Raw genomic sequence first — 23,595 nt, forward strand, 5'->3', positions numbered from 1 at the left:
TACTGTGTTGTGAGTTTTAAATTGTATTTTGCGGATTATAACTAATTTTTTATAAAGATAAAATTTGTAGAAAAGAGAAGTCTCTCTTTTCTACTTATTAAAAGTCTGGATCAATTGAAACATCATCGTCAATAAGTACTTTTACATTTGAACTTATTCCCTCATAAACATTAAATGTTTCTCCATCAATTTCTTCTTGTCCTTTACTAGACCATTTTTCATCTCCACCTTCAAGAGTAACTTTATCATCACTATCTCCGAAGATTTTTAGTTCATTGTCATTATCTTCAATATTTAAAATGTCATCCAGATTTATACTTATCTCTTGTGCTTGTCCATTAGTTAAGTCCAAGTTCTCGATACTTTTTATTTGTGTATGTTCTAATATACTTCCTAAATCTATATCTTCATTGGTTAAAACTAAAGTATCTTCACCTTTTCCACCATCAATTTTATTCCAGTTATCTCCAGCTTTGATTATATCATCACCTTTTCCTGCATCAATACTTGACCAATTATTACTATTTGCGTCACCCACTTGAAGAGTATCATCTCCACTGCCTAATTTAATTTCATCCCAATTATCTCCAGCTTTGATATTATCATCACCTTTATCAGCATCAATTTTTGACCAGTTTGTACTATCTCCATCTCCAATTGTAAGATTATCATCTCCTTTTTCAAGATCAACATCATTCCAATTATCTCCAGCAATAATAACATCATCATTGTCACTTGTTTCAAGTTCATCCCAATGATTAGTTCTACCATCACCTTCATTTACTGCATTTTCTGTTATTGGATCTTCTATAGGTGTTGAAGTATCATTATTATCTGAAGTAGGTGCAATTACATTCATACCTACATTAAATGATGTAGTATCTCCATCTTCATCACTTGCTGTTACGTTAAATGTTTCAAGAACATCTGATGTAAAATCAGAAGAATTTACACTATATATATATGCTCCAGTAGCAAAATTTACTGCTAATGTTGCTCCCAATGGAGTAGTAATAGGCATATCAGCTGAAGTATAATCTGTACCACCTATTGAAATTTTTGTTAATGTTATCTCTCCATCACCACCACTTACATTATCTAATATATTTCCATTTACAGTTGCTATTTCATCATTTGATGGTATTGATAAACTTAATTGTGTTGAATCTGTTACAACAGTAGTTTCTACATCTCCTGCTTGTGCTAAAACATCTAAATAACTTGTATCACTTATTCCACTTCCCATAGCTATTACATGAAGACTATCTACATATGTATCTACAAAATTGTTCCATCCATTTTGATAAGAGCTATCTAACCAACCATTTTCATAATCACTTCCTGTATTATAATATTGGTCATATCCTTCATTATTCTCTTTTGTTGGTTCACCATCTGAAATAAAGTATGCAACTGTTCTATCTGCACTTGGTTCACTATAGTTATGGTATGTTTCATAAACTGCATCTTCATAGTTTGTATATCCACCAGCACTTAAGTCATCTATTGCAGAAATTGCATCTTCTGCACTCATCCAATTATTTATAGCTTGACCTTCACTATTAAATGTTACAAGTTTTACATTTACACTACCTTGTGATTCATACTCATTTATCATATTTTCTAAGGCTTCTTTTGCTAAAGCTAATCTATTTACATCCTCATGATTATTTGTCATACTTCCTGAGACATCCAGCGTAATTACCACATTTGTTGCTATGGCAGCTGCTGTACCATCAAAACTTAATGTTTGTGTTTCATCTATACTTTCTGGTGTTGCATCTACTACTGGAACGACTACATTAATATTTACATTAAATGCAGTTGTATCACCATCTTCATCTCTTGCTGTTACAACAAATGTTTCAGAAACATCTGCTGAAAAGTTATTTGAACTTCCAGAATATGTATAATCTCCTGTTGTAAAATCAATATTTAATGTTGCTCCTTCAGCAGTTGTAATTGGCATATCGGTTGAAGTATAATCTGTATCACCCATTGTTATTTTTGTCAATGTTATATCTCCATCACCACCACTTACATTATCTAAAATATTTCCAGAAATTGTGTCAGAGCTAACTGTATTTGATAAAGTATTATTTAAATCATTTGCATCATCTACAACTATTACATTATTGTTTTCTACTATTTCAGATAAATATTGTGTCAATGAATCATCGCCTATACCTACTGCATAACTATGAGTAAATGATAAGGCTTTATATGTGTCAGCTATTGCATCCGTTACACCTGTTGTATCATAACCATTTCCAGTTCTTGTTTCATATGTACCATTATTATTTGTATCTGCCATATTATATGTTGGTTTACCATCTGATACAAAATATGAAATCATTTGATCACTTGTAGGTACAGTCTCACTATTCATTGCTGTTGTTACATCTACTAGCGCATCATCATAGTTTGTACCACCATCAGCAGTAAACCCATTTATATATGCTTTTGCTTCTGATACACTTAGCCATACTGAACCTATATTTCCTGTTAGTGTTTGGCCATAATTAGCAAATGATGTTAACATAACTTTTACATCACCTAACTCACTATATTTATCAATCATATTTATTGTTGATTCTTTTGCTAATTCTAATTTATCACCTTTCATACTTCCCGACACATCAAAAGTAAGCACTAAGTTTGTAGCAATAGAATTATCACTAATTTCTAGTGTTTGTGTTTCATCTATACTTTCTGGTACTTGGTCAATTGCATCTGCCATAGAAGAAGTACTATCTTCAACTAAGGTGATAGTTGTATCAACAGTTGCTGGGTTTCCTGCAACATCTGTTGTTGTAACATTTATTGATATTTCACCAGATGATAATTCACTTACGTCATAATCTTCAAGAGAATAAGATCCATCATTTTGCACTTGCACTGTTGTAGTTACAGTGTTAACACCATCTGTTAATTCTATATTTATAGTTTGTCCAGATTCAATATCGGTCGTAGTTCCTGAAATATCTAAAGTTTCTGTTGTACTGTCAAAATTAACTGTATTTCCATTTCCATCAACAAAACTCACAGGCTCTACATAAAAACCGCTATCACTCGCTTGTCCATTATCTGTATGTGCATCAAATGCTATGTAAGCAAAGTTTTCACCTAGATCATCAATAGTAAGATTAATATCTCCACCATTACTTTCAAAAGTACCTACAGTTATTGCATCCCCATTTGAATCAAAGGCAACCCATCCCCCTTCAAATGATTCACTTGCAGGGACATTTAATTTAAATGTTGCACTAGAAGAGTCTTGGTTAAGAGCAACTAAAAGTGTTTCATTATCATCGATTCCACTTTCACTCTCATTTTGGTTATTTTGAATACCAACTCCATACTCGGTTGTTATAGCAGTTTCATTTACACTATTAAGTTTTATACTACCAGGATTATTAAAGTTTCCTGTCATAAAATTATCACCATTGTAAGCATATGCTGTATATGTTGCATCTGCTGTACTTGTAATCTCTGCATTATCAATTGTAATATTAGCTATTGTATCCATATCTACAGTATCACTTGCACTTGCAGTATTACCATAAGTATCCTCACTACTTAAGTTAACTGTTAATTCTCCATCATTTAATGAACTTACATCAAAGTTTTCGATAGTAAATGTGCCATCATTATTTATTGTTACATTTGCTGGGTCAATTTCAATAGTACTATTCCCATCTGTTACACTCAATGCAGTAATAGTTGCTCCAACTTCAATTTGACCACTTATAGTAGCTTTTTCAGCACTTCCCTCACTTGCATCAATAACATCATTTGAGTCACTTGCATCTACAATTGAAACTGTTGCAGTTGTTGAGTTGTCTACATCATCATCAATTATTTCTCCTGTTGCTGTATCACTGTAAGTAACTTTAGATGAAATTGCTTCATTTGATGAATCAATTCCACTAACTGAAACAATATAAGACTCATTATTTTCATCAATTGTATCTTCAATAGTATCATTGAACACAAATACTCCACTTGTACCACCATAAACTCTTACAGTAGTTTGAGATGCATAATCAGAAGATTGAGCACCATTTGTTGCTGTTGGAGTATAGTTTAAGTTAACTTCTACCCATTCTCCAGCAGGAACTCTAACTTCATTTCCATTCTCATCAACTAGTGTAATTTTATGAACTAATGTTCCACCTTCTGTAGTTTGTGCATCATCAATTTGTACGTAAATATTTTCAGGTAAACTATCTGTTGCTAAATTAGTTGGATTAAGGATTAAAGATGTCGTTTGAGCATCACCATCTCCATCAGTTGCAATAATTGGTATATTAATTTGACCACCTAATAAAGAAGCACTCTGTGTTATAGAATAATTTCCACTTACTGAATCTATAGAAACAGTTGCCGATCCATCATCTTTTGATAAAGTCAATTTATCCGAACTTAAAGTCCAACTATCTAATTCACCTAAACTAAATGTACCTTCACCATCAGCACCAAATGATACATCAATATTTGCATCATCATCTAGTGTTCCTGTAGTAGTTACTTCTGAAGCTATCATGCTTATATCATCGATTGCCATACCCCAGTTATCACTACCTTCACCAACTTCTTTGAATTCTAATCTGTTAGTTCCATCACCAGAACCTCCAACTACTTCAATAGAAGATGTATTCCATCCTTCTTGATTTCCTTCAATAACTTGAATAAGTTCTCCACCCCAATAAACTTCTAGGACTCCTGAATCTGATTCATTTACTTGTGTAAAGGCTTTATCAGCATATGCAAAGTTTAACTCATATACCACATCATCTTGAACTCCACCAATGATTTGTCCAATATGAGTATTTTCTACATCACTATCTCCACTATTATTAGTCTCACCTAAGTCCATATAATTTGAACCATCAGCTGTTCCAACACTTGCATGCGCACCTTCATGTGGCTCCATCCATTCTGAAGTTGGACTCATAAGTTGCCAACCTTCCATAGACTGCATACCAGACCAGTTTCCACCTGAAATATCTTGGTCAACAATGAAGCCTTTATTTCCACTTCCACCAACTCTATGACCAGTGATATCTTCAAAACTTCCATTTATAATTAAGTTAGTAAATTGACTATTATCTAAACTAATACCGTTTTCATTTGAATCATCTATTGAAACAACATCATCTGCTATTGTTATATCTAAAGTAGTCTCTTCACTATTTTCATCATTTGAAGCAATAACTTTTAAACCAAGTGTTTGAGCATCTTCGCTAGCTGTATCCATATGATCAACTACATCCATTAACTCAAATGTATATGATGTTCCATCCTCAGATAACGTTGCTGTAAATACTGTACTATCTTCTGTTTCACCTACTAGTGTTTTTCCATTAGCACTTACTGTTAAAGTTATCTCTTTTCCATTAGAAGTCAATGTAGTAGTTTGATTAGTTGAGAATAATACCTGATCAACATTATCTAGTGTAATATCTCCAGTAGCAACTTTCTGTGTTGCATATCCATCATTATCATTAGTATCAATTAGTGCATCTTCATCAACTACTACAGAGTTTGCATGCACATTTACAGTTTTATCAATTATTGTAGTTGTAACACTATCATTACTTACAACTAAATTTTCAAAGTTACCTCCACTTATTTCATAGTTACCAGATGTATCTTTTGCAATACTTATCTTAAAGTCTTCATTACCTTCTACTTCACTATCTTTAACAGTTTCAACAGATATGGTAGCTTTTGTTTGATTTGCTTTTATTACAACATCTTGTGTTACATCAACAATATCTCCACTTTCAGTAGTAATATGTCCTGTAACAACTTTAATTGTTACATCAGTTTGAGCTTTTTCATCTATTTCAATAGTATATTTAGCAGTTTTTCCCTCTTTTACTTCACTTGGACCAGAAATTGTTAAATTAACCAAGTCTGTAGTATCAGATACTGTAACTGTCGCACTATCTGTAGTAACTAAGTTTTCAAATTCATCTCCACCACTTACAGTTTCAACTGAAATATCATATGACTCTGAATCATTATAAACATCATTATCTTGTACATCAAATGGTGTTGATTCTACAATTGTTCCTGGTACATAATCAGTTGTGAATGTAATAGTTGAACCATTATCTAAAGTAATTACAAGTGGTCCATCTGTTGGTGTTGAAGTTAATGTTGCTCCTACTGTTGCTGTTCCAGCACCTTCATTTACAGATACATCATTTAATGTCAATGTTGTATCTGTTGCTGTATCACCTACTACTGTTTCAACTGGACTATTAGTTGAACCTGTTCCTACTACTAGGTTCTCATAATTACCATCATTTGAGTCTACACTTGCTGTTACACTTAATGTTTGATCAGCTTCTGAATATACATCATCACTTGGTGCATCTACTGTTACACTTCCACTTAATTTTCCAGCTTCTATTGTAATTGTCTCACCATTTGAAAGTGTTACTGTTACATCATTTTGAGGAGCTTTATCTCCTGCAATTGTTGCTGTATAAGTGATTTCTCCACCCTCAGTCACATTTGCATCTGCTGTTAGATTTACTGTTGTTGTATCTATTGTATCTGCTACATTTACTGTTACATCAGATCCGTTAGCTACTAGGTTTTCAAACCCTCCACCAGAAATTGTATCAATTGCGTTTGTTACATCTGCTGCATCTAAGTATACATCATCACTTTGTGCATCTATTGTTACAGTTCCTTTTGAAGCATCATCTGCAATTGTAATTGTCTCACCATTATCTAAAGTTACACTTACTTCTCCATCTGCTTTTACTTCATTACCATTTGCATCTGTTAATGTTACAGTATAAGTGATTTCTCCACCTTCTGCATCTGCATCTGCTGTAAGAGTTGCTGTTACTGTATCTGTTGTATCACCTACTACTGTTTCAACTGGACTATTAGTTGAACCTGTTCCTACTACTAGGTTCTCATAATTACCATCATTTGAGTCTACACTTGCTGTTACACTTAATGTTTGATCAGCTTCTGAATATACATCATCACTTGGTGCATCTACTGTTACACTTCCACTTAATTTTCCAGCTTCTATTGTAATTGTCTCACCATTTGAAAGTGTTACTGTTACATCATTTTGAGGAGCTTTATCTCCTGCAATTGTTGCTGTATAAGTGATTTCTCCACCCTCAGTCACATTTGCATCTGCTGTTAGATTTACTGTTGTTGTATCTATTGTATCTGCTACATTTACTGTTACATCAGATCCGTTAGCTACTAGGTTTTCAAACCCTCCACCAGAAATTGTATCAATTGCGTTTGTTACATCTGCTGCATCTAAGTATACATCATCACTTTGTGCATCTATTGTTACAGTTCCTTTTGAAGCATCATCTGCAATTGTAATTGTCTCACCATTATCTAAAGTTACACTTACTTCTCCATCTGCTTTTACTTCATTACCATTTGCATCTGTTAATGTTACAGTATAAGTGATTTCTCCACCTTCTGCATCTGCATCTGCTGTAAGAGTTGCTGTTACTGTATCTGTTGTATCACCTACTACTGTTTCAACTGGACTATTAGTTGAACCTGTTCCTACTACTAGGTTCTCATAATTACCATCATTTGAGTCTACACTTGCTGTTACACTTAATGTTTGATCAGCTTCTGAATATACATCATCACTTGGTGCATCTACTGTTACACTTCCACTTAATTTTCCAGCTTCTATTGTAATTGTCTCACCATTTGAAAGTGTTACTGTTACATCATTTTGAGGAGCTTTATCTCCTGCAATTGTTGCTGTATAAGTGATTTCTCCACCCTCAGTCACATTTGCATCTGCTGTTAGATTTACTGTTGTTGTATCTATTGTATCTGCTACATTTACTGTTACATCAGATCCGTTAGCTACTAGGTTTTCAAACCCTCCACCAGAAATTGTATCAATTGCGTTTGTTACATCTGCTGCATCTAAGTATACATCATCACTTTGTGCATCTATTGTTACAGTTCCTTTTGAAGCATCATCTGCAATTGTAATTGTCTCACCATTATCTAAAGTTACACTTACTTCTCCATCTGCTTTTACTTCATTACCATTTGCATCTGTTAATGTTACAGTATAAGTGATTTCTCCACCTTCTGCATCTGCATCTGCTGTAAGAGTTGCTGTTACTGTATCTGTTGTATCACCTACTACTGTTTCAACTGGACTATTAGTTGAACCTGTTCCTACTACTAGGTTCTCATAATTACCATCATTTGAGTCTACACTTGCTGTTACACTTAATGTTTGATCAGCTTCTGAATATACATCATCACTTGGTGCATCTACTGTTACACTTCCACTTAATTTTCCAGCTTCTATTGTAATTGTCTCACCATTTGAAAGTGTTACTGTTACATCATTTTGAGGAGCTTTATCTCCTGCAATTGTTGCTGTATAAGTGATTTCTCCACCCTCAGTCACATTTGCATCTGCTGTTAGATTTACTGTTGTTGTATCTATTGTATCTGCTACATTTACTGTTACATCAGATCCGTTAGCTACTAGGTTTTCAAACCCTCCACCAGAAATTGTATCAATTGCGTTTGTTACATCTGCTGCATCTAAGTATACATCATCACTTTGTGCATCTATTGTTACAGTTCCTTTTGAAGCATCATCTGCAATTGTAATTGTCTCACCATTATCTAAAGTTACACTTACTTCTCCATCTGCTTTTACTTCATTACCATTTGCATCTGTTAATGTTACAGTATAAGTGATTTCTCCACCTTCTGCATCTGCATCTGCTGTAAGAGTTGCTGTTACTGTATCTGTTGTATCACCTACTACTGTTTCAACTGGACTATTAGTTGAACCTGTTCCTACTACTAGGTTCTCATAATTACCATCATTTGAGTCTACACTTGCTGTTACACTTAATGTTTGATCAGCTTCTGAATATACATCATCACTTGGTGCATCTACTGTTACACTTCCACTTAATTTTCCAGCTTCTATTGTAATTGTCTCACCATTTGAAAGTGTTACTGTTACATCATTTTGAGGAGCTTTATCTCCTGCAATTGTTGCTGTATAAGTGATTTCTCCACCCTCAGTCACATTTGCATCTGCTGTTAGATTTACTGTTGTTGTATCTATTGTATCTGCTACATTTACTGTTACATCAGATCCGTTAGCTACTAGGTTTTCAAACCCTCCACCAGAAATTGTATCAATTGCGTTTGTTACATCTGCTGCATCTAAGTATACATCATCACTTTGTGCATCTATTGTTACAGTTCCTTTTGAAGCATCATCTGCAATTGTAATTGTCTCACCATTATCTAAAGTTACACTTACTTCTCCATCTGCTTTTACTTCATTACCATTTGCATCTGTTAATGTTACAGTATAAGTGATTTCTCCACCTTCTGCATCTGCATCTGCTGTAAGAGTTGCTGTTACTGTATCTGTTGTATCACCTACTACTGTTTCAACTGGACTATTAGTTGAACCTGTTCCTACTACTAGGTTCTCATAATTACCATCATTTGAGTCTACACTTGCTGTTACACTTAATGTTTGATCAGCTTCTGAATATACATCATCACTTGGTGCATCTACTGTTACACTTCCACTTAATTTTCCAGCTTCTATTGTAATTGTCTCACCATTTGAAAGTGTTACTGTTACATCATTTTGAGGAGCTTTATCTCCTGCAATTGTTGCTGTATAAGTGATTTCTCCACCCTCAGTCACATTTGCATCTGCTGTTAGATTTACTGTTGTTGTATCTATTGTATCTGCTACATTTACTGTTACATCAGATCCGTTAGCTACTAGGTTTTCAAACCCTCCACCAGAAATTGTATCAATTGCGTTTGTTACATCTGCTGCATCTAAGTATACATCATCACTTTGTGCATCTATTGTTACAGTTCCTTTTGAAGCATCATCTGCAATTGTAATTGTCTCACCATTATCTAAAGTTACACTTACTTCTCCATCTGCTTTTACTTCATTACCATTTGCATCTGTTAATGTTACAGTATAAGTGATTTCTCCACCTTCTGCATCTGCATCTGCTGTAAGAGTTGCTGTTACTGTATCTGTTGTATCACCTACTACTGTTTCAACTGGACTATTAGTTGAACCTGTTCCTACTACTAGGTTCTCATAATTACCATCATTTGAGTCTACACTTGCTGTTACACTTAATGTTTGATCAGCTTCTGAATATACATCATCACTTGGTGCATCTACTGTTACACTTCCACTTAATTTTCCAGCTTCTATTGTAATTGTCTCACCATTTGAAAGTGTTACTGTTACATCATTTTGAGGAGCTTTATCTCCTGCAATTGTTGCTGTATAAGTGATTTCTCCACCCTCAGTCACATTTGCATCTGCTGTTAGATTTACTGTTGTTGTATCTATTGTATCTGCTACATTTACTGTTACATCAGATCCGTTAGCTACTAGGTTTTCAAACCCTCCACCAGAAATTGTATCAATTGCGTTTGTTACATCTGCTGCATCTAAGTATACATCATCACTTTGTGCATCTATTGTTACAGTTCCTTTTGAAGCATCATCTGCAATTGTAATTGTCTCACCATTATCTAAAGTTACACTTACTTCTCCATCTGCTTTTACTTCATTACCATTTGCATCTGTTAATGTTACAGTATAAGTGATTTCTCCACCTTCTGCATCTGCATCTGCTGTAAGAGTTGCTGTTACTGTATCTGTTGTATCACCTACTACTGTTTCAACTGGACTATTAGTTGAACCTGTTCCTACTACTAGGTTCTCATAATTACCATCATTTGAGTCTACACTTGCTGTTACACTTAATGTTTGATCAGCTTCTGAATATACATCATCACTTGGTGCATCTACTGTTACACTTCCACTTAATTTTCCAGCTTCTATTGTAATTGTCTCACCATTTGAAAGTGTTACTGTTACATCATTTTGAGGAGCTTTATCTCCTGCAATTGTTGCTGTATAAGTGATTTCTCCACCCTCAGTCACATTTGCATCTGCTGTTAGATTTACTGTTGTTGTATCTATTGTATCTGCTACATTTACTGTTACATCAGATCCGTTAGCTACTAGGTTTTCAAACCCTCCACCAGAAATTGTATCAATTGCGTTTGTTACATCTGCTGCATCTAAGTATACATCATCACTTTGTGCATCTATTGTTACAGTTCCTTTTGAAGCATCATCTGCAATTGTAATTGTCTCACCATTATCTAAAGTTACACTTACTTCTCCATCTGCTTTTACTTCATTACCATTTGCATCTGTTAATGTTACAGTATAAGTGATTTCTCCACCTTCTGCATCTGCATCTGCTGTAAGAGTTGCTGTTACTGTATCTGTTGTATCACCTACTACTGTTTCAACTGGACTATTAGTTGAACCTGTTCCTACTACTAGGTTCTCATAATTACCATCATTTGAGTCTACACTTGCTGTTACACTTAATGTTTGATCAGCTTCTGAATATACATCATCACTTGGTGCATCTACTGTTACACTTCCACTTAATTTTCCAGCTTCTATTGTAATTGTCTCACCATTTGAAAGTGTTACTGTTACATCATTTTGAGGAGCTTTATCTCCTGCAATTGTTGCTGTATAAGTGATTTCTCCACCCTCAGTCACATTTGCATCTGCTGTTAGATTTACTGTTGTTGTATCTATTGTATCTGCTACATTTACTGTTACATCAGATCCGTTAGCTACTAGGTTTTCAAACCCTCCACCAGAAATTGTATCAATTGCGTTTGTTACATCTGCTGCATCTAAGTATACATCATCACTTTGTGCATCTATTGTTACAGTTCCTTTTGAAGCATCATCTGCAATTGTAATTGTCTCACCATTATCTAAAGTTACACTTACTTCTCCATCTGCTTTTACTTCATTACCATTTGCATCTGTTAATGTTACAGTATAAGTGATTTCTCCACCTTCTGCATCTGCATCTGCTGTAAGAGTTGCTGTTACTGTATCTGTTGTATCACCTACTACTGTTTCAACTGGACTATTAGTTGAACCTGTTCCTACTACTAGGTTCTCATAATTACCATCATTTGAGTCTACACTTGCTGTTACACTTAATGTTTGATCAGCTTCTGAATATACATCATCACTTGGTGCATCTACTGTTACACTTCCACTTAATTTTCCAGCTTCTATTGTAATTGTCTCACCATTTGAAAGTGTTACTGTTACATCATTTTGAGGAGCTTTATCTCCTGCAATTGTTGCTGTATAAGTGATTTCTCCACCCTCAGTCACATTTGCATCTGCTGTTAGATTTACTGTTGTTGTATCTATTGTATCTGCTACATTTACTGTTACATCAGATCCGTTAGCTACTAGGTTTTCAAACCCTCCACCAGAAATTGTATCAATTGCGTTTGTTACATCTGCTGCATCTAAGTATACATCATCACTTTGTGCATCTATTGTTACAGTTCCTTTTGAAGCATCATCTGCAATTGTAATTGTCTCACCATTATCTAAAGTTACACTTACTTCTCCATCTGCTTTTACTTCATTACCATTTGCATCTGTTAATGTTACAGTATAAGTGATTTCTCCACCTTCTGCATCTGCATCTGCTGTAAGAGTTGCTGTTACTGTATCTGTTGTATCACCTACTACTGTTTCAACTGGACTATTAGTTGAACCTGTTCCTACTACTAGGTTCTCATAATTACCATCATTTGAGTCTACACTTGCTGTTACACTTAATGTTTGATCAGCTTCTGAATATACATCATCACTTGGTGCATCTACTGTTACACTTCCACTTAATTTTCCAGCTTCTATTGTAATTGTCTCACCATTTGAAAGTGTTACTGTTACATCATTTTGAGGAGCTTTATCTCCTGCAATTGTTGCTGTATAAGTGATTTCTCCACCCTCAGTCACATTTGCATCTGCTGTTAGATTTACTGTTGTTGTATCTATTGTATCTGCTACATTTACTGTTACATCAGATCCGTTAGCTACTAGGTTTTCAAACCCTCCACCAGAAATTGTATCAATTGCGTTTGTTACATCTGCTGCATCTAAGTATACATCATCACTTTGTGCATCTATTGTTACAGTTCCTTTTGAAGCATCATCTGCAATTGTAATTGTCTCACCATTATCTAAAGTTACACTTACTTCTCCATCTGCTTTTACTTCATTACCATTTGCATCTGTTAATGTTACAGTATAAGTGATTTCTCCACCTTCTGCATCTGCATCTGCTGTAAGAGTTGCTGTTACTGTATCTGTTGTATCACCTACTACTGTTTCAACTGGACTATTAGTTGAACCTGTTCCTACTACTAGGTTCTCATAATTACCATCATTTGAGTCTACACTTGCTGTTACACTTAATGTTTGATCAGCTTCTGAATATACATCATCACTTGGTGCATCTACTGTTACACTTCCACTTAATTTTCCAGCTTCTATTGTAATTGTCTCACCATTTGAAAGTGTTACTGTTACATCATTTTGAGGAGCTTTATCTCCTGCAATTGTTGCTGTATAAGTGATTTCTCCACCCTCAGTCACATTTGCATCTGCTGTTAGATTTACTGTTGTTGTATCTATTGTATCTGCTACATTTACTGTTACATCAGATCCGTTAGCTACTAGGTTTTCAAACCCTCCACCAGAAATTGTATCAATTGCGTTTGTTACATCTGCTGCATCTAAGTATACATCATCACTTTGTGCATCTATTGTTACAGTTCCTTTTGAAGCATCATCTGCAATTGTAATTGTCTCACCATTATCTAAAGTTACACTTACTTCTCCATCTGCTTTTACTTCATTACCATTTGCATCTGTTAATGTTACAGTATAAGTGATTTCTCCACCTTCTGCATCTGCATCTGCTGTAAGAGTTGCTGTTACTGTATCTGTTGTATCACCTACTACTGTTTCAACTGGACTATTAGTTGAACCTGTTCCTACTACTAGGTTCTCATAATTACCATCATTTGAGTCTACACTTGCTGTTACACTTAATGTTTGATCAGCTTCTGAATATACATCATCACTTGGTGCATCTACTGTTACACTTCCACTTAATTTTCCAGCTTCTATTGTAATTGTCTCACCATTTGAAAGTGTTACTGTTACATCATTTTGAGGAGCTTTATCTCCTGCAATTGTTGCTGTATAAGTGATTTCTCCACCCTCAGTCACATTTGCATCTGCTGTTAGATTTACTGTTGTTGTATCTATTGTATCTGCTACATTTACTGTTACATCAGATCCGTTAGCTACTAGGTTTTCAAACCCTCCACCAGAAATTGTATCAATTGCGTTTGTTACATCTGCTGCATCTAAGTATACATCATCACTTTGTGCATCTATTGTTACAGTTCCTTTTGAAGCATCATCTGCAATTGTAATTGTCTCACCATTATCTAAAGTTACACTTACTTCTCCATCTGCTTTTACTTCATTACCATTTGCATCTGTTAATGTTACAGTATAAGTGATTTCTCCACCTTCTGCATCTGCATCTGCTGTAAGAGTTGCTGTTACTGTATCTGTTGTATCACCTACTACTGTTTCAACTGGACTATTAGTTGAACCTGTTCCTACTACTAGGTTCTCATAATTACCATCATTTGAGTCTACACTTGCTGTTACACTTAATGTTTGATCAGCTTCTGAATATACATCATCACTTGGTGCATCTACTGTTACACTTCCACTTAATTTTCCAGCTTCTATTGTAATTGTCTCACCATTTGAAAGTGTTACTGTTACATCATTTTGAGGAGCTTTATCTCCTGCAATTGTTGCTGTATAAGTGATTTCTCCACCCTCAGTCACATTTGCATCTGCTGTTAGATTTACTGTTGTTGTATCTATTGTATCTGCTACATTTACTGTTACATCAGATCCGTTAGCTACTAGGTTTTCAAACCCTCCACCAGAAATTGTATCAATTGCGTTTGTTACATCTGCTGCATCTAAGTATACATCATCACTTTGTGCATCTATTGTTACAGTTCCTTTTGAAGCATCATCTGCAATTGTAATTGTCTCACCATTATCTAAAGTTACACTTACTTCTCCATCTGCTTTTACTTCATTACCATTTGCATCTGTTAATGTTACAGTATAAGTGATTTCTCCACCTTCTGCATCTGCATCTGCTGTAAGAGTTGCTGTTACTGTATCTGTTGTATCACCTACTACTGTTTCAACTGGACTATTAGTTGAACCTGTTCCTACTACTAGGTTCTCATAATTACCATCATTTGAGTCTACACTTGCTGTTACACTTAATGTTTGATCAGCTTCTGAATATACATCATCACTTGGTGCATCTACTGTTACACTTCCACTTAATTTTCCAGCTTCTATTGTAATTGTCTCACCATTTGAAAGTGTTACTGTTACATCATTTTGAGGAGCTTTATCTCCTGCAATTGTTGCTGTATAAGTGATTTCTCCACCCTCAGTCACATTTGCATCTGCTGTTAGATTTACTGTTGTTGTATCTATTGTATCTGCTACATTTACTGTTACATCAGATCCGTTAGCTACTAGGTTTTCAAACCCTCCACCAGAAATTGTATCAATTGCGTTTGTTACATCTGCTGCATCTAAGTATACATCATCACTTTGTGCATCTATTGTTACAGTTCCTTTTGAAGCATCATCTGCAATTGTAATTGTCTCACCATTATCTAAAGTTACACTTACTTCTCCATCTGCTTTTACTTCATTACCATTTGCATCTGTTAATGTTACAGTATAAGTGATTTCTCCACCTTCTGCATCTGCATCTGCTGTAAGAGTTGCTGTTACTGTATCTGTTGTATCACCTACTACTGTTTCAACTGGACTATTAGTTGAACCTGTTCCTACTACTAGGTTCTCATAATTACCATCATTTGAGTCTACACTTGCTGTTACACTTAATGTTTGATCAGCTTCTGAATATACATCATCACTTGGTGCATCTACTGTTACACTTCCACTTAATTTTCCAGCTTCTATTGTAATTGTCTCACCATTTGAAAGTGTTACTGTTACATCATTTTGAGGAGCTTTATCTCCTGCAATTGTTGCTGTATAAGTGATTTCTCCACCCTCAGTCACATTTGCATCTGCTGTTAGATTTACTGTTGTTGTATCTATTGTATCTGCTACATTTACTGTTACATCAGATCCGTTAGCTACTAGGTTTTCAAACCCTCCACCAGAAATTGTATCAATTGCGTTTGTTACATCTGCTGCATCTAAGTATACATCATCACTTTGTGCATCTATTGTTACAGTTCCTTTTGAAGCATCATCTGCAATTGTAATTGTCTCACCATTATCTAAAGTTACACTTACTTCTCCATCTGCTTTTACTTCATTACCATTTGCATCTGTTAATGTTACAGTATAAGTGATTTCTCCACCTTCTGCATCTGCATCTGCTGTAAGAGTTGCTGTTACTGTATCTGTTGTATCACCTACTACTGTTTCAACTGGACTATTAGTTGAACCTGTTCCTACTACTAGGTTCTCATAATTACCATCATTTGAGTCTACACTTGCTGTTACACTTAATGTTTGATCAGCTTCTGAATATACATCATCACTTGGTGCATCTACTGTTACACTTCCACTTAATTTTCCAGCTTCTATTGTAATTGTCTCACCATTTGAAAGTGTTACTGTTACATCATTTTGAGGAGCTTTATCTCCTGCAATTGTTGCTGTATAAGTGATTTCTCCACCCTCAGTCACATTTGCATCTGCTGTTAGATTTACTGTTGTTGTATCTATTGTATCTGCTACATTTACTGTTACATCAGATCCGTTAGCTACTAGGTTTTCAAACCCTCCACCAGAAATTGTATCAATTGCGTTTGTTACATCTGCTGCATCTAAGTATACATCATCACTTTGTGCATCTATTGTTACAGTTCCTTTTGAAGCATCATCTGCAATTGTAATTGTCTCACCATTATCTAAAGTTACACTTACTTCTCCATCTGCTTTTACTTCATTACCATTTGCATCTGTTAATGTTACAGTATAAGTGATTTCTCCACCTTCTGCATCTGCATCTGCTGTAAGAGTTGCTGTTACTGTATCTGTTGTATCACCTACTACTGTTTCAACTGGACTATTAGTTGAACCTGTTCCTACTACTAGGTTCTCATAATTACCATCATTTGAGTCTACACTTGCTGTTACACTTAATGTTTGATCAGCTTCTGAATATACATCATCACTTGGTGCATCTACTGTTACACTTCCACTTAATTTTCCAGCTTCTATTGTAATTGTCTCACCATTTGAAAGTGTTACTGTTACATCATTTTGAGGAGCTTTATCTCCTGCAATTGTTGCTGTATAAGTGATTTCTCCACCCTCAGTCACATTTGCATCTGCTGTTAGATTTACTGTTGTTGTATCTATTGTATCTGCTACATTTACTGTTACATCAGATCCGTTAGCTACTAGGTTTTCAAACCCTCCACCAGAAATTGTATCAATTGCGTTTGTTACATCTGCTGCATCTAAGTATACATCATCACTTTGTGCATCTATTGTTACAGTTCCTTTTGAAGCATCATCTGCAATTGTAATTGTCTCACCATTATCTAAAGTTACACTTACTTCTCCATCTGCTTTTACTTCATTACCATTTGCATCTGTTAATGTTACAGTATAAGTGATTTCTCCACCTTCTGCATCTGCATCTGCTGTAAGAGTTGCTGTTACTGTATCTGTTGTATCACCTACTACTGTTTCAACTGGACTATTAGTTGAACCTGTTCCTACTACTAGGTTCTCATAATTACCATCATTTGAGTCTACACTTGCTGTTACACTTAATGTTTGATCAGCTTCTGAATATACATCATCACTTGGTGCATCTACTGTTACACTTCCACTTAATTTTCCAGCTTCTATTGTAATTGTCTCACCATTTGAAAGTGTTACTGTTACATCATTTTGAGGAGCTTTATCTCCTGCAATTGTTGCTGTATAAGTGATTTCTCCACCCTCAGTCACATTTGCATCTGCTGTTAGATTTACTGTTGTTGTATCTATTGTATCTGCTACATTTACTGTTACATCAGATCCGTTAGCTACTAGGTTTTCAAACCCTCCACCAGAAATTGTATCAATTGCGTTTGTTACATCTGCTGCATCTAAGTATACATCATCACTTTGTGCATCTATTGTTACAGTTCCTTTTGAAGCATCATCTGCAATTGTAATTGTCTCACCATTATCTAAAGTTACACTTACTTCTCCATCTGCTTTTACTTCATTACCATTTGCATCTGTTAATGTTACAGTATAAGTGATTTCTCCACCTTCTGCATCTGCATCTGCTGTAAGAGTTGCTGTTACTGTATCTGTTGTATCACCTACTACTGTTTCAACTGGACTATTAGTTGAACCTGTTCCTACTACTAGGTTCTCATAATTACCATCATTTGAGTCTACACTTGCTGTTACACTTAATGTTTGATCAGCTTCTGAATATACATCATCACTTGGTGCATCTACTGTTACACTTCCACTTAATTTTCCAGCTTCTATTGTAATTGTCTCACCATTTGAAAGTGTTACTGTTACATCATTTTGAGGAGCTTTATCTCCTGCAATTGTTGCTGTATAAGTGATTTCTCCACCCTCAGTCACATTTGCATCTGCTGTTAGATTTACTGTTGTTGTATCTATTGTATCTGCTACATTTACTGTTACATCAGATCCGTTAGCTACTAGGTTTTCAAACCCTCCACCAGAAATTGTATCAATTGCGTTTGTTACATCTGCTGCATCTAAGTATACATCATCACTTTGTGCATCTATTGTTACAGTTCCTTTTGAAGCATCATCTGCAATTGTAATTGTCTCACCATTATCTAAAGTTACACTTACTTCTCCATCTGCTTTTACTTCATTACCATTTGCATCTGTTAATGTTACAGTATAAGTGATTTCTCCACCTTCTGCATCTGCATCTGCTGTAAGAGTTGCTGTTACTGTATCTGTTGTATCACCTACTACTGTTTCAACTGGACTATTAGTTGAACCTGTTCCTACTACTAGGTTCTCATAATTACCATCATTTGAGTCTACACTTGCTGTTACACTTAATGTTTGATCAGCTTCTGAATATACATCATCACTTGGTGCATCTACTGTTACACTTCCACTTAATTTTCCAGCTTCTATTGTAATTGTCTCACCATTTGAAAGTGTTACTGTTACATCATTTTGAGGAGCTTTATCTCCTGCAATTGTTGCTGTATAAGTGATTTCTCCACCCTCAGTCACATTTGCATCTGCTGTTAGATTTACTGTTGTTGTATCTATTGTATCTGCTACATTTACTGTTACATCAGATCCGTTAGCTACTAGGTTTTCAAACCCTCCACCAGAAATTGTATCAATTGCGTTTGTTACATCTGCTGCATCTAAGTATACATCATCACTTTGTGCATCTATTGTTACAGTTCCTTTTGAAGCATCATCTGCAATTGTAATTGTCTCACCATTATCTAAAGTTACACTTACTTCTCCATCTGCTTTTACTTCATTACCATTTGCATCTGTTAATGTTACAGTATAAGTGATTTCTCCACCTTCTGCATCTGCATCTGCTGTAAGAGTTGCTGTTACTGTATCTGTTGTATCACCTACTACTGTTTCAACTGGACTATTAGTTGAACCTGTTCCTACTACTAGGTTCTCATAATTACCATCATTTGAGTCTACACTTGCTGTTACACTTAATGTTTGATCAGCTTCTGAATATACATCATCACTTGGTGCATCTACTGTTACACTTCCACTTAATTTTCCAGCTTCTATTGTAATTGTCTCACCATTTGAAAGTGTTACTGTTACATCATTTTGAGGAGCTTTATCTCCTGCAATTGTTGCTGTATAAGTGATTTCTCCACCCTCAGTCACATTTGCATCTGCTGTTAGATTTACTGTTGTTGTATCTATTGTATCTGCTACATTTACTGTTACATCAGATCCGTTAGCTACTAGGTTTTCAAACCCTCCACCAGAAATTGTATCAATTGCGTTTGTTACATCTGCTGCATCTAAGTATACATCATCACTTTGTGCATCTATTGTTACAGTTCCTTTTGAAGCATCATCTGCAATTGTAATTGTCTCACCATTATCTAAAGTTACACTTACTTCTCCATCTGCTTTTACTTCATTACCATTTGCATCTGTTAATGTTACAGTATAAGTGATTTCTCCACCTTCTGCATCTGCATCTGCTGTAAGAGTTGCTGTTACTGTATCTGTTGTATCACCTACTACTGTTTCAACTGGACTATTAGTTGAACCTGTTCCTACTACTAGGTTCTCATAATTACCATCATTTGAGTCTACACTTGCTGTTACACTTAATGTTTGATCAGCTTCTGAATATACATCATCACTTGGTGCATCTACTGTTACACTTCCACTTAATTTTCCAGCTTCTATTGTAATTGTCTCACCATTTGAAAGTGTTACTGTTACATCATTTTGAGGAGCTTTATCTCCTGCAATTGTTGCTGTATAAGTGATTTCTCCACCCTCAGTCACATTTGCATCTGCTGTTAGATTTACTGTTGTTGTATCTATTGTATCTGCTACATTTACTGTTACATCAGATCCGTTAGCTACTAGGTTTTCAAACCCTCCACCAGAAATTGTATCAATTGCGTTTGTTACATCTGCTGCATCTAAGTATACATCATCACTTTGTGCATCTATTGTTACAGTTCCTTTTGAAGCATCATCTGCAATTGTAATTGTCTCACCATTATCTAAAGTTACACTTACTTCTCCATCTGCTTTTACTTCATTACCATTTGCATCTGTTAATGTTACAGTATAAGTGATTTCTCCACCTTCTGCATCTGCATCTGCTGTAAGAGTTGCTGTTACTGTATCTGTTGTATCACCTACTACTGTTTCAACTGGACTATTAGTTGAACCTGTTCCTACTACTAGGTTCTCATAATTACCATCATTTGAGTCTACACTTGCTGTTACACTTAATGTTTGATCAGCTTCTGAATATACATCATCACTTGGTGCATCTACTGTTACACTTCCACTTAATTTTCCAGCTTCTATTGTAATTGTCTCACCATTTGAAAGTGTTACTGTTACATCATTTTGAGGAGCTTTATCTCCTGCAATTGTTGCTGTATAAGTGATTTCTCCACCCTCAGTCACATTTGCATCTGCTGTTAGATTTACTGTTGTTGTATCTATTGTATCTGCTACATTTACTGTTACATCAGATCCGTTAGCTACTAGGTTTTCAAACCCTCCACCAGAAATTGTATCAATTGCGTTTGTTACATCTGCTGCATCTAAGTATACATCATCACTTTGTGCATCTATTGTTACAGTTCCTTTTGAAGCATCATCTGCAATTGTAATTGTCTCACCATTATCTAAAGTTACACTTACTTCTCCATCTGCTTTTACTTCATTACCATTTGCATCTGTTAATGTTACAGTATAAGTGATTTCTCCACCTTCTGCATCTGCATCTGCTGTAAGAGTTGCTGTTACTGTATCTGTTGTATCACCTACTACTGTTTCAACTGGACTATTAGTTGAACCTGTTCCTACTACTAGGTTCTCATAATTACCATCATTTGAGTCTACACTTGCTGTTACACTTAATGTTTGATCAGCTTCTGAATATACATCATCACTTGGTGCATCTACTGTTACACTTCCACTTAATTTTCCAGCTTCTATTGTAATTGTCTCACCATTTGAAAGTGTTACTGTTACATCATTTTGAGGAGCTTTATCTCCTGCAATTGTTGCTGTATAAGTGATTTCTCCACCCTCAGTCACATTTGCATCTGCTGTTAGATTTACTGTTGTTGTATCTATTGTATCTGCTACATTTACTGTTACATCAGATCCGTTAGCTACTAGGTTTTCAAACCCTCCACCAGAAATTGTATCAATTGCGTTTGTTACATCTGCTGCATCTAAGTATACATCATCACTTTGTGCATCTATTGTTACAGTTCCTTTTGAAGCATCATCTGCAATTGTAATTGTCTCACCATTATCTAAAGTTACACTTACTTCTCCATCTGCTTTTACTTCATTACCATTTGCATCTGTTAATGTTACAGTATAAGTGATTTCTCCACCTTCTGCATCTGCATCTGCTGTAAGAGTTGCTGTTACTGTATCTGTTGTATCACCTACTACTGTTTCAACTGGACTATTAGTTGAACCTGTTCCTACTACTAGGTTCTCATAATTACCATCATTTGAGTCTACACTTGCTGTTACACTTAATGTTTGATCAGCTTCTGAATATACATCATCACTTGGTGCATCTACTGTTACACTTCCACTTAATTTTCCAGCTTCTATTGTAATTGTCTCACCATTTGAAAGTGTTACTGTTACATCATTTTGAGGAGCTTTATCTCCTGCAATTGTTGCTGTATAAGTGATTTCTCCACCCTCAGTCACATTTGCATCTGCTGTTAGATTTACTGTTGTTGTATCTATTGTATCTGCTATATTTGCTGTTGCACTTGATGTTCCTATACTTAAGTTCTCGAAGTTTCCACCTGTTGCACTTTCAATTGTTGCTGTTATTGAATCTGGATCTACAAACACATCAGAATCTTGAGTATCTACTGTTAATGTTCCTGTTGATTCTCCTGCTGCTATTGTAATTGTTCCTAATGTTGTTACAATTGTTACAGGTGTTTCTCCTGCTGGAGAGGTTAATGTTGCTGTGAATGTTACACTTGCATCATCTTCATTTACATCTGCTGTACTTAAGTTTACTGTTGCAGTCGTCGGTGTTCCAGTAGTAGTTGGCGGTGTAACAACAGGAGGAACAACATCTTGAGGAGGATTATCTTCAGAAGAGTTGTTTCCTCCTCTTGAACTTCTACTTCCAGTAGGTCTAGCATCTCTTCCACCAAAAGTAGGTGCTGTTTCTATATCTATAGAAGGTGGAGTAGTAGAGGAATCAGATACTACTTGTCCTGCTGCAGATGCACTTAAAGCATCAGTTAAAACACCAAAATCATCGATTAATACACCATTTGATTTATCCGCAGAAGCTAAATTTTGATCTAAAAGTTCACGTAATGAAGCATAAACATCATCACCTTTAAAATCAGGGTTTAAGACAGTTTGTTGTAAATTATAAATTCCCTCAGCTTCATTAATTATAGACAATACTGTTTTGGGTGCATCTGGATTTAAGCTATTGGCAGTAATAAGGTCGACCATTCCATTGAATACTAATTTGATTGGAGGTTCAGTTCCTAAAATAAGTTCTATTGAGCTTCCACCATCAAGTAAATTAATTACATAATCAGAACCTGTAAAGTTATCAAAATAAAAGCCTTCCCCTTCTTTTGGGTCAAAAACCATATCTTTATCAACTTTTATTACCTCATAACTTCCATTTGGTTGTTTTAAAATAAGATTCATCATAACTAGATCCTTTTGGTGACTATTTTCATTAATTATATGAAAAAAAAGTCTCTAAAAAGTCTCTATATTATAAAAATCTAAATTATTTCATAATTTCTTTTATTATTTGT

At 35.2% G+C, this 23,595-nt stretch carries 1 protein-coding gene; it reads right to left on the reverse strand.

Features of this window, described 5'->3' with window-relative positions; translation table 11 throughout:
• Positions 1 to 97: 97 nt before the first annotated feature.
• The gene (locus ACNI28_RS03535) at positions 98 to 23,485 is read right to left on the reverse strand and encodes an immunoglobulin-like domain-containing protein (protein ID WP_419765586.1); all 23,388 of its coding nucleotides are present in this window, start codon (positions 23,483 to 23,485) and stop codon (positions 98 to 100) included.
• Between the last annotated feature and the right edge of the window lie 110 nt (positions 23,486 to 23,595).

This window comes from Arcobacter denitrificans (SeqCode) (assembly GCF_048571185.1).
Classification (GTDB): domain Bacteria; phylum Campylobacterota; class Campylobacteria; order Campylobacterales; family Arcobacteraceae; genus Arcobacter; species Arcobacter denitrificans.

What these genes read in the sequence shown, in the direction of transcription:
- ACNI28_RS03535 (WP_419765586.1), bottom strand. Translation starts at nt 23,485, where the DNA reads ATGATGAATCTTATTTTAAAACAACCAAATGGAAGTTATGAGGTAATA.